This window comes from Nonomuraea sp. NPDC001831, from assembly GCF_042892035.1.
Taxonomy (GTDB): domain Bacteria; phylum Actinomycetota; class Actinomycetes; order Streptosporangiales; family Streptosporangiaceae; genus Nonomuraea.
In genome coordinates, this window is sequence record NZ_JBIATU010000012.1 from 1 (window position 1) to 12,623 (window position 12,623).

Genomic DNA, 12,623 nt, shown 5'->3' on the forward strand with positions numbered 1-12,623 from the left:
TGGGCCACCGCCACGACCACCGCCTCGGCGGCTGTCAGCACCGGAGGACGGCCCCGCCGGCGAGGTCGTTCCCGCGAAGGCATCACGTGATCGTCAAGATACACATAGAGTGCGATCAGAAGGGCGTCTAGGTCAGTCTTCACACACCGACCATGGACGCCCTTCGTCATGCCCGCAGCCGATCACCGAATTTCACATCAGCGATCTAGGAGGTCAGCCGCGGACGCAGTGCGAGCAGCGCGCCGAGGGTGGCGTACCCGACGATCAGGTGGAAGCCGCCGATCCAGTTCGAGATCGACTCGCCGAACACGATGTACGCCGGCACCGTCACCACGGCCCAGCTCTCGGCGACGAGCGGCCACCACCGCAGCGCCCCGCGCCAGCGCCCGGCGAAGGCGATCTTGATGCCGATGGCCATCATGCCCAGCATGGACACCGGCCAGAACACGTCGAGCACCTGCATCACCGGCCCGTCCTGGAGGTCGTCGGGCAGGACGCCGTGCAGCAGGGACCAGACACTGGCCACCCCGAGCAGCACCAGCTCGACCTTGAGCATCATCCTGGCGAAGCCGGACGTGCCCGTCGCGCGGGTCGGGATCTGCACGGCGAGCAGGGCGAAGAGGCCGAGCTGGAAGAGCAGGCCGGTCAGGTCGCCGACCCGCTCGCCGAACCCCTGGGCCTGCGTGCCGTAGACGAAGATGCTGGCGGTCCAGGCGAGCGTGCCGGCGCTCAGCGCGAGACCGAGCCTGCGGACGGCGGCCGGGGCCAGGGCGGCGTCTGCGGTCGGGGGCGGGCCGGCGGGCACGTCGGTGCGGGCCCTGGCCGGGGTGGTGGTGATCTTGCCGTCCACGGGAGGTCCTCTCTCCTTGCGGGGATGTCGTGCCTCCAGGTTTCCGGCGGGCCGCCCCGGGCCGGCAGAGCCACCGGTCCCGCCTCCGACGGGACCCCTGTCCCGGGACACCAGGACACGGCGTCGGGTGTAATACGTCCCGTGACACAAACCGGACCTTCCGCCCCTCTGGCGGCAGCGACGTCCCCCGCCGCCGCGGCGCGCGGGTGGTGGGCCGTCGGGGTCGCCGTGGCCGGGGCCGGGATCGCGGTCGCCACGGTGGCGCTGGACGTGGCCGCCTCGGACGTGCGGTTGCCCCCCGCGTCCGAGCTGGAGGCCGGGTGGCCGGCCGCGCTGACCGGGCTGGCGCAGCTCGTCCCCGGCGCGCTGCTGCTGCGCCGGCTGCCGCGGCATCCGGTGGCCTGGGTCCTGGCGGTGTTCGGGCTGCTGTGGCTGCTGGACGGGCTGACGGGGAGCTGGGCGACGTACGCCGCCTACGTCTCGCCCGGCCTGCCGGGGGCCGCGGCGGCGTACTGGTCCTACTCGCGGTTCGGGGCATCGCTGCTGCTCGGGCTGCCGCTGCTGATCCTGCTGTTCCCGGACGGCCGGCTGCCGCCGGGGCGGGTGTGGCGCGCGTTGTCGGTGACGAGCCTCGTGCTGACCGGGCTGCTCACGGCCCTGCTGGTGACCGCGCCGACAGCGGTGATGGAGCGCTACCACGACCGGGCGATGCCGCCGGAGATCGCGCGGCTCGGCCTCGACTTCCTGTCCGTGGACCTGCCGTACGGGTTCTGGGAGCCGGCGCTTGCGCTGGCGTACGCGTCCGTCCTGGTGAGCCTGGTGGTGCCTTTCGCGTCGATGGTGCGCAGGTACGTGGTCGCCGACGCCGAGCGGCGGGCCCAGATCCGCTGGTTGATGTGGGCCGCGCTGGTCGACATGATCGTGCTCCTGCTGCCGCTGTCGTTGTCCCCGCAGATCCCGGCGGCGCTGCTGACGCTGGCCATCGCGTTCACCGCCGCGGCCGTGGTGGTGGCGGTGACCAAGTACCGCCTGTACGACATCGACCGGTTGCTGTCGGCCACCGTGGCCTACGGCCTGCTGGCCGCGCTCGTGGTGGTCATGGACGTGGTGGTGTTCACGCTCGTGGGCAGCGTCCTCGGGGAACGGGACTCGGCCCTGGCCGCCATCGCGATCGTCGCCGTCCTGTACGCCCCGCTGCGCACCTGGCTCTGGCGGGCGGTGCACAGGCTGGTGCGCGGCTCCAGGGACGACCCGTACGCCGCGGTCTCGACGCTGGCCGAGCGGCTGGAGCTGGCCACGGACCCGGACGAGCAGCTGCTGGCGGTGGCCACGACGCTGGCGGAGGCGTTCCGGCTGGCCTACGTGCGGGTGGAGATCGAGCGGCCGGGCGGCGAACGTTCCGTGGTGGAGCACGGGTCGCCGCGCGGGCCGTCGGTGTCGTTGCCCGTGGCCTACCGGGGCGAGACCGTGGGGCGGCTGGTGTTGTGCCGTACCGATCTGACCGAGCGGGACCAGCGGCTGCTCGGCGACCTCGTCCGCCAGGCCGCCGCCGCGGCGCGGGCCGTCGAGCTGAGCACCGACCTGCAGCGCATCCGCGCCCGGCTGGTGCTGGCCCGCGAGGAGGAGCGCCGCAGGCTCCGGCGCGACCTGCACGACGGGCTCGGCCCGAGCCTGGGCGCGGTGGCGCTGCGCATCGAGGCGGCCCGCAACCTGGCCGCCGGCGCGCCCGAGCAGGCCGACCGCATCCTGGAGCAGACGGCCGCCGAGGTCGGCGGGGTGCTGGCGGACGTGCGCAGGCTGGTCCACGACCTGCGCCCGCCCGCGCTCGACGAGCTGGGCCTGCTGCGCGCGATCGAGCAGCAGGCCGGCCGGTTCCGCACGGCCGCCCTGGACGTCCGCGTCACCGGCGACGGCCCGCCGGAAGCGCCGGGAACGCTAGGGACGCCGGGGACGCCGGGGACGCCGGGGACGCTGGGGGCGCTGCCCGCGGCGGTGGAGGTGGCGGCCTACCGTATCGTGTCCGAAGCGCTGGCCAACGTGGCCAGGCACGCGGGCGCGGCACGCTGCGACATCACGCTCACCGCGCGGGAGGGGGCGCTTGAGGTGTCGGTACGCGACGACGGCTCGGGCATCGGCCCCGACGTGGCGGCGGGCGTGGGCATGCTCTCGCTGCGCGAGCGCGCGGCCGAGCTGGGCGGCGACTGCCGGGTGAGCTGCCCGCCCGGCGGCGGCACCCTGGTCCTGGCCCGCCTGCCGCTGCGGGTGGAGGCCGCCGATGTCTAGCCGGGAGCCGATGTCCAGCCGGGAGCCGACACGGGTGGAGGCGGCCGATGTCTGACCAGGAGCCGATCAGGGTCCTGCTGGCCGACGACCACCCGGTCTACCGCGACGGGCTCGCGCTGCTGCTGGGCTCGATCCCGGGCATCGAGGTGGCCGGCACCGCCGCCGACGGCCCCGAGGCGGTCGAGCGCGCCGCCGACCTCCAGCCGGACGTCGTGGTGATGGACGTCCGCATGCCGGGGCTCGACGGCATCGAGGCCACCAGGCGGATCGTGGCCGACAGCCCGCACGTCGCGGTCGTCGTGCTGACCATGTCGGAGGAGGACGCCACGCTGTTCGCCGCGATGCGCGCGGGGGCCCGCGGCTACCTGCTCAAGGGCGCGGGCCAGGGCGAGATCGTCCGGGCGATCACCGCGGTCGCGCACGGCGAGGCGATCTTCGGCCCGGCGGTGGCGCTGCGCGTCGCCGAGTTCTTCCAGGGGGCCGCCGCAGCCTCCGGCGACCCGGTCTTCCCGCAGCTCACGCCGCGCGAGCGGGAGATCCTGTCGCTGGTGGCGGCCGGCCGCTCGAACGCGCAGATCGCCTCGGCCCTGTTCCTGTCGCCGAAGACCGTGCGCAACAACGTCTCCAACATCTTCGCCAAGCTCCACGTCGCCGACCGGGCCGAGGCCATCGTCCGCGCCCGCGACGCGGGGCTCGGGAAGTGAGCCGTTCGGAGCTCCCGTACGTCATAGAGGTATGAAGATCTGGCGAATCGTGCTTCTGCCGGCGCTCGCGCTGGCCGTCACGGCCTCCGCGCTGCCCGCCGAGGCGGTGACCACGCAGCGGAAGGTGCTGGTCGACCTGCGCGAAGAGGGCGGCTTCGCGGGGCTGCTGAACCGCGTGACGGTCTACACCGACGGCTGCGTGCGGCTCAGCCGCCGTACCGGGCCCGTGGTGGCCAAGTGCCTCACGGCCAAGGAGGAGCGCCAACTGCGCGGCTACCTCAGGAAACTGAAGATCGGCCGCTCCGAACGCCCGCCGCAGGGCGCGGACTTCCTCAGCTACACGCTGGCGTACAAGGGCCACCGCGTCACCCGCTACACGCTGCCTCCTACTTGGAAGCCGGTCGTGGCGCACCTGGACAAGGTCCTCGTCAAGTACTGGGCTCCGGACTGACCGTAAACCTCTCCATCAAGCGATTGACCAACGGCCCGGGACGGAACTACGGTCGGTCGTATGAGACCTGCCGACAGCGGACAGCCGGCTGTGATCCTCAAGGCGGCCACCCAGCTCTTCGCCGCGCTCGGCTACGACGGCACCTCCACGCGCCAGATCGCCGACGCGGCGGGGATGAACATCGCCACCGTCAACTACCACGTGGGCGGCAAGCGGGAGCTGTACCTGGCGGTCATGGAACGTGCGCACCGGGCGGAGAAGGCGGCGCTGGACAAGGCGCTCGCCCGTCTGCCCGGTGACGACCCGGTCGCCGCCATCCACCGCCTGGTGGACGACTACCTCGACTTCTGCGCGGACAACCCCGAGATCCCCGCGCTGTGGATGCACCGCTGGCTCTCCGACGCGAGCGACATCACCGAGCTGGAACGCCAGTACGTCCAGCCCCTGGTCTCCGCCGTCACCGGCGCGCTGCGCCCGGCGGTCGAGGCCGGCGTGATCGACGGCACGGTCGACCTGGAGTACACCATGTGGACGGTCATCTGGTCGATCCACGGCTTCGCCAAGGGCGGCGTGCTCGACGCCGAGGGCCACCGCAGGGGCGCGGGCGACCGGGCCGCGCTGCGCCGCTTCCGCGCCCACCTCCACCTCACCCTCCACCGCACCCTCGCCCTCCCCGGCGACCCGCGATGACCGCGGCGGACATCGGCCGGCTCGGTCGCGGGCGGCTGCTCGGCTACGGCGTCGGCTCGGTCGGCACCGGCGTGTTCTCCGCCGTGCCCGGCCTGCTGCTGCTCTACTACCTGACCGACATGCTGGGCGTGCCCGCCGCCGTCGCGGGGGCCGTCCTGGTCGCGCCGAAGATCTGGGACGTGCTGCTCAACCCGCTCGTCGGCGCGGCCAGCGACCGCGAGGCCGTGCGCACCGGCCGCCGGACGCGGCTGCTGGCGCTGGGCGCGGCCACGCTGCCGGTGACGTTCGCGCTGATGTTCGCCGTGCCCGGCGGCGTCACGGGCGGCATCTCCGGGGCCGCCTGGTCCGGGGTGGCGTTCCTGCTGGCCGCGACCGCCTTCGCGAGTTTCCAGGTGCCGTACGTGGCGCTGCCGGCCGAGATGTCGGCGAGCCCGGCCGAGCGGACCAGGGTCATGTCGTGGCGGGTGGTCTGCCTGACCGTCGGCATCCTGGTGGCGGGCGGCCTGGCCCCCGCCGTGGTGGACCTGGCGGGCGGCGGCCGGCCGGGGTACGCGGTCATGGGCGTCGCGATCGGCCTGGTCATGGCCGCCGCCCTGGTGGCCGCCACGCTGGGCACGCGGTGGGTGTCGTCGCGTCCGGGGCCCCGGCAGCTCGGCCCCGCGGCGGCCTTTCGCCTGGCCCGGGGCAACCGGCCGTTCTTCGCGCTGCTGGCGGCGTTCGTCACGCAGGCGCTCGGGGTGGCGGTGATGCTGGCGGGCGCCCCGTACGTGGCCTCGTACCGGCTGGGCGACTACGGGCTGACCTCGGTGATGTTCGTCTGCCTGGTGGGCCCGAGCATGCTCGCCGTGCCGGCCTGGGCCCGCCTGGCCCGCGTGTACGGGACCGTGCGCTGCTACCTGGCCGCCTCGGCCGGGTTCGCCGTCGTGGCGCTCGCCCTGGTCCCCGCCATCGCGGCGGGCAGCCTGGCCGCCACGCTGGCGCTGACCGCGCTGGCCGGGGTCTGCTACGCCGCGCTGCAACTGCTGCCACTGTCGCTGCTGCCCGACACCGTGCACGCCGACGCCGCCCGTACCGGCCACGCCCAGGCCGGCGCGTTCACCGGCCTGTGGACGGCCGGCGAGACCGCCGGGCTCGCGCTCGGCCCCGGCCTGTTCGCGCTGGTCCTGGCGCTGTCGGGGTTCGTCTCCGCGCCCGTGGAGTCGCCCGTCGCCCAGCCGGCCGGCGCGCTGACCGGGCTGCTGCTCGGCTTCACCGCGCTGCCCGCCGCGCTCATGCTGATCAGCCTGCCGTTCGTGGTCCGCTACGGCAGGCTCGCCCTCGACCCCGCCCCCGCCAAGGAGACCGTGTGACCCTCCCCCTGTCCGGAAGAACCGCCGAGGACCTGCTGTCCGAGGTGGCCAGGATGAAACAGCACGACCTGCCGGTGCGGGGCGGGCAGGTGACCGCGTACGTCTACGACACCGGACGGCCCGAGGTGCACGAGGCGGCGGCCCGCGCGTACGCCGAGATGCTGGAGGTCAACTGCCTGGACCCGACGGCGTTCCCGAGCATCGTCGAGATGGAGAAGCAGGTCGTGGGCGCGGTCGCCGACCTGCTCGGCGGCGGCCACGGCGTCTTCACCAGCGGCGGCACCGAGTCGATCATGCTGGCGGTCAAGGCGGCGCGGGACGCGGCCGGGCGGCCCGGCGCCAACCTCGTGCTGCCGGTGACCGCCCATCCGGCCTTCCACAAGGCGGCCCACTACCTGGGCCTGCGGGTCAAGGCCGTGCCGGTGGACCTGGAGACGTACAAGGTTCGGGTGGAGGACGTCGCGGCGGCGATCGACGAGGACACGGTCCTGGTGGTGGTCTCGGCGCCGTCGTACCCGCAGGGCGTGATCGACCCGGTCGCGCAGGTCGCCGCCGTGGCGGCCGAGGCGGGCGTGGCCTGTCACGTGGACGCGTGCGTGGGCGGCTGGCTGCTGCCGTGGCTGCGGGAGGCGGGGGCCGACGTGCCGCCGTTCGACCTTTCGGTGCCGGGGGTCACGTCGCTCTCCTGCGACCTGCACAAGTTCGGCTACGCGCCGAAGGGCGCCTCGGTGGTGCTGTTCGCCGACCCGGCGACGCGGCGCAGGGCGTACTTCGCCTCGGCCGCCTGGCCCGGCTACACGATCATCAACGCCACCGTGCAGAGCTCCAGGTCGGCCGGGCCGCTCGGCGGCGCGTGGGCCACGCTCCAGGCGCTCGGCCGGGAGGGCTACGTGGAGCTCGGCCGCGCCACCCTCAAGGCGGCGGCCCGGCTCAGGGAGGGCATCGCCGCGATCCCCGGCCTGCGGGTCCTGGGGGCGCCCGAGTCCTCGCTGGTGGCCTTCGCCGGGGACGACCTCGACGTGTTCGTGCTGGCCGACGCGGCCCGCGAACGCGGCTGGTTCCTGCAGCCGCAGCTCTCCTACGCAGGGATCCCCGCGAACCTGCACGTCACGGTCACCGGCGTGACGCTGAACGGCGTGGAGGCGATGCTGCGGGTGATCGCGGAGGCGGCTGCGGAGGCCCGCCGTCGCGGCCCCGCGGCGGTGCCGGACGGCCTGGTCGAACTGATCGCCGGCCTCGACCTGGACGCCCTGGACGACGCGACCTTCGCCGAACTGGCCGCCTCGGTGGGCGTGGACCTACGCCCGGGGGCTGGCCAGCCGGGGATGGCGACGGTCAACGCGGTCCTCGACGCCCTCCCCGCCGAGACCAGGGAAGCCCTCCTGCTCCGCTTCCTGTCGGTGATGTACGCCTCCTGACGGATCAGGACAGGTCGAACTCGCCCTTGGCGGCACCGTCGAGGAAGGCGAGCCATTCGTCCCGGGTGAAGGCCAGAACCGGGCCTTCACCCCGGTCCTTGGTGTCCCTGACGAGAACGCCGTCATCCGGTTTCCGCATCACCTCGACACAGCTCCCGCCGTTGTCGCCCGACGCCGTGGCCTTGGTCCATTCGCCCGTACGGAGACCGCTCGCCTCACTCATAGCTCTCCATCACCTCACGGATGATCTCGCGGCTCCTGTCCACGGGATACGCCATGCCGGACAGGGCCTCCCATCGCACAATAAGCGCTTGCACCGTACTGGCGCGATTGGTCACCCGCCCTTCCTCGGCGCTTTCCAGGTAGGCGTGATCGGGTCCTCCGTCCAGGAGCGTCGCCACCTCGAAGGCTCCGAGGCACCCCACGGTGAGCCCCGCCTTCAACGGGACGATCCGTAGCGTGACATAGGGCGGGTTGAGCACATCGAGCAGCTTGGCGAGTTGCTCTCGCATCACCTCCGGACCGCCGACCGGCCGGTGCAGGACGCTCTCGTCCACGAGGGCCGAGTACATGGGAGGGGAGGGGTGCGTGAAGACGCCTTGCCTGTGGAGACGGAACTGCACGGCCCGCTCAGCTTCCTCCTCTGTGGCTCCGGGCGCTCCGAGGAACACCCGCCTGGCGTAATTCTCCGTCTGGAGCAAGCCGGGGATCAGCAGGGGTTCGGACGTCCTGATGGTGTGGGCCGCCGCCTCGACCTTCGGCCATTCGCGGAACCAGCGCGGGCCCAGCGCGCCGTGGATCTGCGGCAGCAGCTCCGTCAACTGGCCCTTGAGGCCGAGGGCCTTCTCCACTTCGCGGGTGAAGTCCTCGCTCGGCTTGCGCAGGAGGCGTTCCACGTGCCCGACCGCGCTCTCGCTGTAGGCGAGCCGGTCCGCCAGGCGTTCCTGGCTCAAGCCGTGGTCCGTACGGAAGGCACGCAGGCGTCTGGCGTACTCGGCCCACGCTTCCGCTTCTTCTTCCTTCGGCATGTCACGCCCTTCCCGCAACCGTTCACGCTGAGTCATGGCGTACTCACTGTAAGGAACTGTACGGCCGACCCCGGAGGCTGATTAGCCGAATCAACCGCATCCTGAGAACCCGCGTACACGCGACCTCTGCCTGTATGCCCATCCCGGAGGTGATCATGTCCCTTTCCCTGCATGCGGGCGTCAAGGTATGGACGGTCGGCGAGCTCGACGACCCGGCGATGTTGCCCCGACTGGCGCGTACCGAACTGGCGGCGTGGCTGGGGGCGGATCACCACGCCCTGGACGACCTGCGGCTGATCGCCTCGGAGCTGGTCACGAACGCGTTGCAGCACGCGGCGGCACAGTGGGTCCGGCTGTCCCTCGCCCCGGAGGCGGGGTTCTGGCGGCTGGCCGTGACCGATCCGGGCCGGAACGGCCTGGTTCCGCGTCCCCGGGTGCCGGCGGACGCGGACGAGTCGGGACGTGGACTCCGGCTGGTGCACGAGCTGACCGCAGGACTATGGGGGACCTACCAGGACAGGTCCGGCGAGCGGGTGGTGTGGGCGCTGCTGCCCCGATGAACGGAGTTTCGATACTCGGGTTGCGAAATGCTGCTGTCCAGGATTACGCTACTCAGGTAGCGAAAAGGAGGCAGGGCATGGTGGGACGGCCGCGCAGGAGTGACGTCGACGAGGGTGGGCTCAGGGCCGCCACCGAGCTGCTGCTCGCGCGCGGCTACGCCGGCCTGTCCCCCGACGAGGTCGCCGAGCGGGCCGGCATCGCCAAGACCACGCTCTACCGCCGCTGGCCGACCAAGGACCACCTGGCCCTGGCCGTCGTCAACCGGCTCCAGGACCACGACGAGATCACCGACACCGGCGACATCCGCCGCGACCTGCCCGCGTACCTGGAGAAGATCGCGGCCGGGCTCAACCGGATGCGCGCGGCCGGCCGCGCGCCCGGCGACGACGACGGGTCGGCGGGCACGGTGGCCGAGCTCGTGGCCGCTGCCGCCCGCCACGCCGACGTCGGCGAGCTGGAGCGGCAGATGTACGCCCGCCGCAACACCCTGGCCCGCGCCCTGCTCGAACGGGCCAGGGACCGCGGCCAGCTACGCGCCGACCTCGACGTGGAGGCCCTGTTCGACCAGCTCGCCGGGGCCCTGTACTACCGCGTCCTGATCACCGGCTCCCCCGTCGACCGCGCCTACGCCGAACGCCTCGTGGAGACAGCACTCCGCGGCGCCCTCTCCGAGAACGGATAACACCATGTCGCTCATCGACCCCCGCAGCACCGCCGTCATCCGCTCCGTCGACGCCGAGGTCATCGGCGGCCCGCCCAGCACGGGCCGCATGCTCCTCGACTCCAGCGCCACCGGCGGCGCCCTGAGCACCGTGCGCATCACGCTCGGCGAGGGCGCCGACGGCGCCGTGCCGCACACCCACACCACCGCCTCCGAGATGTTCTACGTCCTCGACGGCCGGGCGCAGGTGCTGGCCGGCGACGAGGTGATCACCCTGGAGCAGGGCGACGTCGCCGTCGTGCCGCCCCACGTGGCGCACGCCTTCGCCGCGGCCCCCGGCGCCGAGGCCGACCTGCTGATCGTCATCACGCCGGGCGTCGAGCGGTTCGAGTACTTCCGCCTGCTGGCCCGGCTCAAGGCCGGCGAGGCCACGCTCGAGGAGCTGCTGGCCTCGCAGGACCGCTTCGACAACCACTTCATCGACAGCCCCGCCTGGGCGAAGGCCCGCTCCTGAAGGGTCAGACCTTGGTGATGCGCACGGCGTCGGCGATCACGTAGCCGGTCGCCGAGGTCCACCGGCTCACCCCGACCACGTTGTACGTCCCGGCCGCCAGCGTGTACGTCCCCAGCACCCGCCACGTGCCGCCGCCGGTGCGCTGGTCCACGTTGACCGTCTGGTTGCCGCCCGAGGCCGCCACGATGTGCGGCGCGGAGCCGTTGTAGCCCGCGTTGGCCGGGTACCAGACCTCCACCCGGTAGCTGCCCGCGCTCGGGATCGCCGCCCGGAACCAGGCCGGATCGCTGGCCGCGACCGGGTCGGCGAAGCGGTAGTCGGCGCCGTTGGCCTGGGTGGAGTAGCTGGAGGTGCCCCAGGAGGAGGAGGCGGTGAAACCGGCGTCGGCGTTGTCGATCACGACGCTGAAGCCGCCCGTGCCGCCCGCCGACCGGCCCTCGCTCGGCGCGCTCTCCTGGTGGGTCCTGCTCAGCGCGGTCACGTAGTAGGTGGACGCCCCGCCGCCGGGGTCGGTGTAGGACTTCTGCCTGGTCGTGCCGATCAGGTTGCGGGCGTCGGCGAAGAAGCACGGATCGGCCGAGGGCGGGGTGCCGGCCACGCGGTAGACCGCGTACGCCGTGCCGGAGCCGGTCCAGGTGAGCTGGACGCCGTTCGAGCCCGCGGTGGCCGCGGTGATCACCGGCGCGGCGGGCGCGGCCGCGGAGCCCCGGGCGGGCAGCAGGGCGGGCTTGGCGTAGTGGTCGGCGACCAGCTTGGTGATCGCCCCGATCCGGTCGGCCTTGACGTCCTTGGCGCTGAAGTACACGTCACCGGCGATCTCGGGATGTTTCCTGTTGTCGTACAGGTGGTCGCTCAGCTCGGCCGGGTCCTGCCAGGCGGCCTCCTGCCCGGCGGCGCCGGCCCGGTAGGCGGCCTGTCCCACGACGAGCTGCACGCCGGTGCCGCGCACGACGTCCGACCACCACGCGGTCAGCACCTCGTAGGCGGCCGTCGAGAAGCCGATGTGCCAGTAGATCTGCGGCGCCAGGTAGTCGATCCAGCCCTGCTTGACCCACTGCCGGCTGTCGGCGTAGATCGCGTCGTAGGACTGGAGGCCGGAGGTGCGCGAGCCGAGCGGGTCGGTCGAGGAGTTGCGCCAGATCCCGAAGGGGCTGATCCCGAACGACACCCACGACTTGGCGGTGTGGATGCGCTGGCCGAGCTCGCGGACGAGCAGGTTGACGTTGTCGCGCCGCCAGTCGGCGACGTTCGGGAACGCGCCGCCGTACTGGGCGTAGGCGGCCGAGTCCGGGATGGCCTGGCCGCTGACGGGATAGGGGTAGAAGTAGTCGTCGAGGTGCACGCCGTCCACGTCGTAGCGGGTGACGGCGTCCATGATCGCGTCCTCGATGAAGTCGCGTACCGCCGGGATGCCCGGGTTGTAGTAGAGCTTCCCGCCGTAGGCGAAGCGCCAGTCGGGGTGCTGCCGCGCGGGGTGCGTGGAGATCAGCTTGGTGGGGTCGTCGTTGTTGGCGACCCGGTACGGGTTGAACCAGGCGTGGAACTCCAGGTTCCGCGCGTGGGCCTCGCCGACCATGAACGCCAGCGGGTCGTAGCCGGGGTTCGTCCCCTGGGTGCCGGTCAGCCATTGCGACCACGGCTCGTACGGGGACGGCCAGAACGCGTCCGCCGTCGGCCTGACCTGCACGATCACGGCGTTCATGCGCTTGGCGACGGCCAGGTCGAGCCAGGCCCGGAACTCGGCCTGCTGGGCGGAGACGCTGAGCCCGGTGCGGCTCGGCCAGTCGATGTTGGCCACCGAGGAGATCCACATCGCCCGGAGCTGCCGCTTGGGCGTCGCGGGGTCGGTCGCGCAGGCGGCCGCTGCGGAAGAGGAGGTGGGGGCTGCGGAGGCGGGGACGGGAGCCACGGCGGTGACGACAGCGGTGACGACGGCGGCGGTGAGCGCCGCCAGGACGGTACGCAGGAGCGCGGTCACGAAAGGAAGTTTCAGTCCCCTGATCGCGGAGCGCAATAGTTTTCAGGGGCCCAACTTTCCGGCCACCCTCCGGTCGGCGGGCGGAAAGTTTCACCTAACACGTCTGTAATGTCAATTATCGACATTGTGTCAGGGG

13 protein-coding genes are annotated in these 12,623 nt (G+C 72.6%); 9 read left to right on the forward strand and 4 right to left on the reverse strand.

The features are described from left to right. Positions 1-205: 205 nt before the first annotated feature. Positions 206-850, reverse strand: a complete 645-nt coding sequence (locus ACFYYW_RS32415; protein ID WP_387654314.1) for a hypothetical protein — start codon at positions 848-850, stop codon at positions 206-208. 141 nt (positions 851-991) lie between these two features. On the opposite strand from ACFYYW_RS32415, the gene ACFYYW_RS32420 reads away from it, so the two are divergent. Genes ACFYYW_RS32420 through ACFYYW_RS32445 form a run of 6 tightly spaced genes read left to right on the forward strand, consistent with a single transcriptional unit; the run spans position 992 to position 7,745 of the window. After that, entirely contained in the window at positions 992-3,133 is a 2,142-nt protein-coding gene (locus ACFYYW_RS32420) for a sensor histidine kinase (protein WP_387654316.1), read from the forward strand. Positions 3,134-3,180: 47 nt separating this feature from the next. Then, positions 3,181-3,837: a response regulator transcription factor gene (locus ACFYYW_RS32425; protein WP_352320660.1), complete on the forward strand. Its 657-nt coding sequence runs from the start codon at positions 3,181-3,183 to the stop codon at positions 3,835-3,837. 31 nt (positions 3,838-3,868) lie between these two features. Further along, the gene (locus ACFYYW_RS32430) at positions 3,869-4,288 is read left to right on the forward strand and encodes a hypothetical protein (protein WP_387654320.1); all 420 of its coding nucleotides are present in this window, start codon (positions 3,869-3,871) and stop codon (positions 4,286-4,288) included. 60 nt (positions 4,289-4,348) lie between these two features. Beyond that, positions 4,349-4,978: a TetR/AcrR family transcriptional regulator gene (locus ACFYYW_RS32435; protein ID WP_387654323.1), complete on the forward strand. Its 630-nt coding sequence runs from the start codon at positions 4,349-4,351 to the stop codon at positions 4,976-4,978. Continuing rightward, positions 4,975-6,327 (forward strand): MFS transporter, encoded by a 1,353-nt coding sequence (locus ACFYYW_RS32440; protein WP_387654326.1) that lies wholly within the window; start codon positions 4,975-4,977, stop codon positions 6,325-6,327. The genes ACFYYW_RS32435 and ACFYYW_RS32440 overlap by 4 nt, the downstream gene beginning before the upstream one ends. After that, positions 6,324-7,745 carry a pyridoxal phosphate-dependent decarboxylase family protein gene (locus ACFYYW_RS32445; RefSeq protein ID WP_387654329.1) on the forward strand — a complete coding sequence of 474 codons (1,422 nt, stop codon included), beginning with the start codon at positions 6,324-6,326 and terminating at the stop codon, positions 7,743-7,745. The genes ACFYYW_RS32440 and ACFYYW_RS32445 overlap by 4 nt, the downstream gene beginning before the upstream one ends. 4 nt (positions 7,746-7,749) lie before the next feature. Here ACFYYW_RS32445 and ACFYYW_RS32450 read toward each other — a convergent pair whose 3' ends face one another. Both ACFYYW_RS32450 and ACFYYW_RS32455 read right to left on the reverse strand, forming a co-directional pair. Continuing rightward, a complete protein-coding gene (locus ACFYYW_RS32450) occupies positions 7,750-7,968 on the reverse strand; it encodes a DUF397 domain-containing protein (protein ID WP_387654332.1) in 219 nt (72 codons plus the stop codon). After that, positions 7,961-8,809 (reverse strand): Scr1 family TA system antitoxin-like transcriptional regulator, encoded by an 849-nt coding sequence (locus ACFYYW_RS32455; protein ID WP_387654334.1) that lies wholly within the window; start codon positions 8,807-8,809, stop codon positions 7,961-7,963. Before ACFYYW_RS32455 ends, ACFYYW_RS32450 begins: the two co-directional genes overlap by 8 nt. A gap of 119 nt (positions 8,810-8,928) precedes the next feature. Here ACFYYW_RS32455 and ACFYYW_RS32460 point away from each other — a divergent pair, with 119 nt between their 5' ends. The 3 genes from ACFYYW_RS32460 to ACFYYW_RS32470 all read left to right on the forward strand — a co-directional run bounded on the left by ACFYYW_RS32460 (position 8,929) and on the right by ACFYYW_RS32470 (position 10,509). Beyond that, on the forward strand, positions 8,929-9,333 hold the full coding sequence (locus ACFYYW_RS32460; RefSeq protein WP_387654337.1) for an ATP-binding protein: 405 nt from the start codon (positions 8,929-8,931) through the stop codon (positions 9,331-9,333). Between the two features lie 77 nt (positions 9,334-9,410). Then, positions 9,411-10,016 carry a TetR/AcrR family transcriptional regulator gene (locus ACFYYW_RS32465; protein ID WP_387654340.1) on the forward strand — a complete coding sequence of 202 codons (606 nt, stop codon included), beginning with the start codon at positions 9,411-9,413 and terminating at the stop codon, positions 10,014-10,016. Between the two features lie 4 nt (positions 10,017-10,020). Further along, entirely contained in the window at positions 10,021-10,509 is a 489-nt protein-coding gene (locus ACFYYW_RS32470; protein ID WP_352320678.1) for a cupin domain-containing protein, read from the forward strand. A gap of 4 nt (positions 10,510-10,513) precedes the next feature. Here the strand turns inward: ACFYYW_RS32470 and ACFYYW_RS32475 are convergent, their stop codons facing one another. After that, positions 10,514-12,487 carry a family 10 glycosylhydrolase gene (locus ACFYYW_RS32475; protein ID WP_387654343.1) on the reverse strand — a complete coding sequence of 658 codons (1,974 nt, stop codon included), beginning with the start codon at positions 12,485-12,487 and terminating at the stop codon, positions 10,514-10,516. Positions 12,488-12,623 lie beyond the last annotated feature (136 nt).

Excerpts from the sequence above, each read along its gene's own strand:
- ACFYYW_RS32425 (WP_352320660.1), top strand. The coding sequence starts at position 3,181 with ATGTCTGACCAGGAGCCGATCAGGGTCCTGCTGGCCGACGACCACCCG.
- ACFYYW_RS32430 (WP_387654320.1), top strand. The coding sequence starts at position 3,869 with ATGAAGATCTGGCGAATCGTGCTTCTGCCGGCGCTCGCGCTGGCCGTC.
- ACFYYW_RS32435 (WP_387654323.1), top strand. The coding sequence starts at position 4,349 with ATGAGACCTGCCGACAGCGGACAGCCGGCTGTGATCCTCAAGGCGGCC.
- ACFYYW_RS32440 (WP_387654326.1), top strand. The coding sequence starts at position 4,975 with ATGACCGCGGCGGACATCGGCCGGCTCGGTCGCGGGCGGCTGCTCGGC.
- ACFYYW_RS32450 (WP_387654332.1), bottom strand. The coding sequence starts at position 7,968 with ATGAGTGAGGCGAGCGGTCTCCGTACGGGCGAATGGACCAAGGCCACG.
- ACFYYW_RS32455 (WP_387654334.1), bottom strand. The coding sequence starts at position 8,809 with ATGACTCAGCGTGAACGGTTGCGGGAAGGGCGTGACATGCCGAAGGAA.
- ACFYYW_RS32460 (WP_387654337.1), top strand. The coding sequence starts at position 8,929 with ATGTCCCTTTCCCTGCATGCGGGCGTCAAGGTATGGACGGTCGGCGAG.
- ACFYYW_RS32465 (WP_387654340.1), top strand. The coding sequence starts at position 9,411 with ATGGTGGGACGGCCGCGCAGGAGTGACGTCGACGAGGGTGGGCTCAGG.
- ACFYYW_RS32470 (WP_352320678.1), top strand. The coding sequence starts at position 10,021 with ATGTCGCTCATCGACCCCCGCAGCACCGCCGTCATCCGCTCCGTCGAC.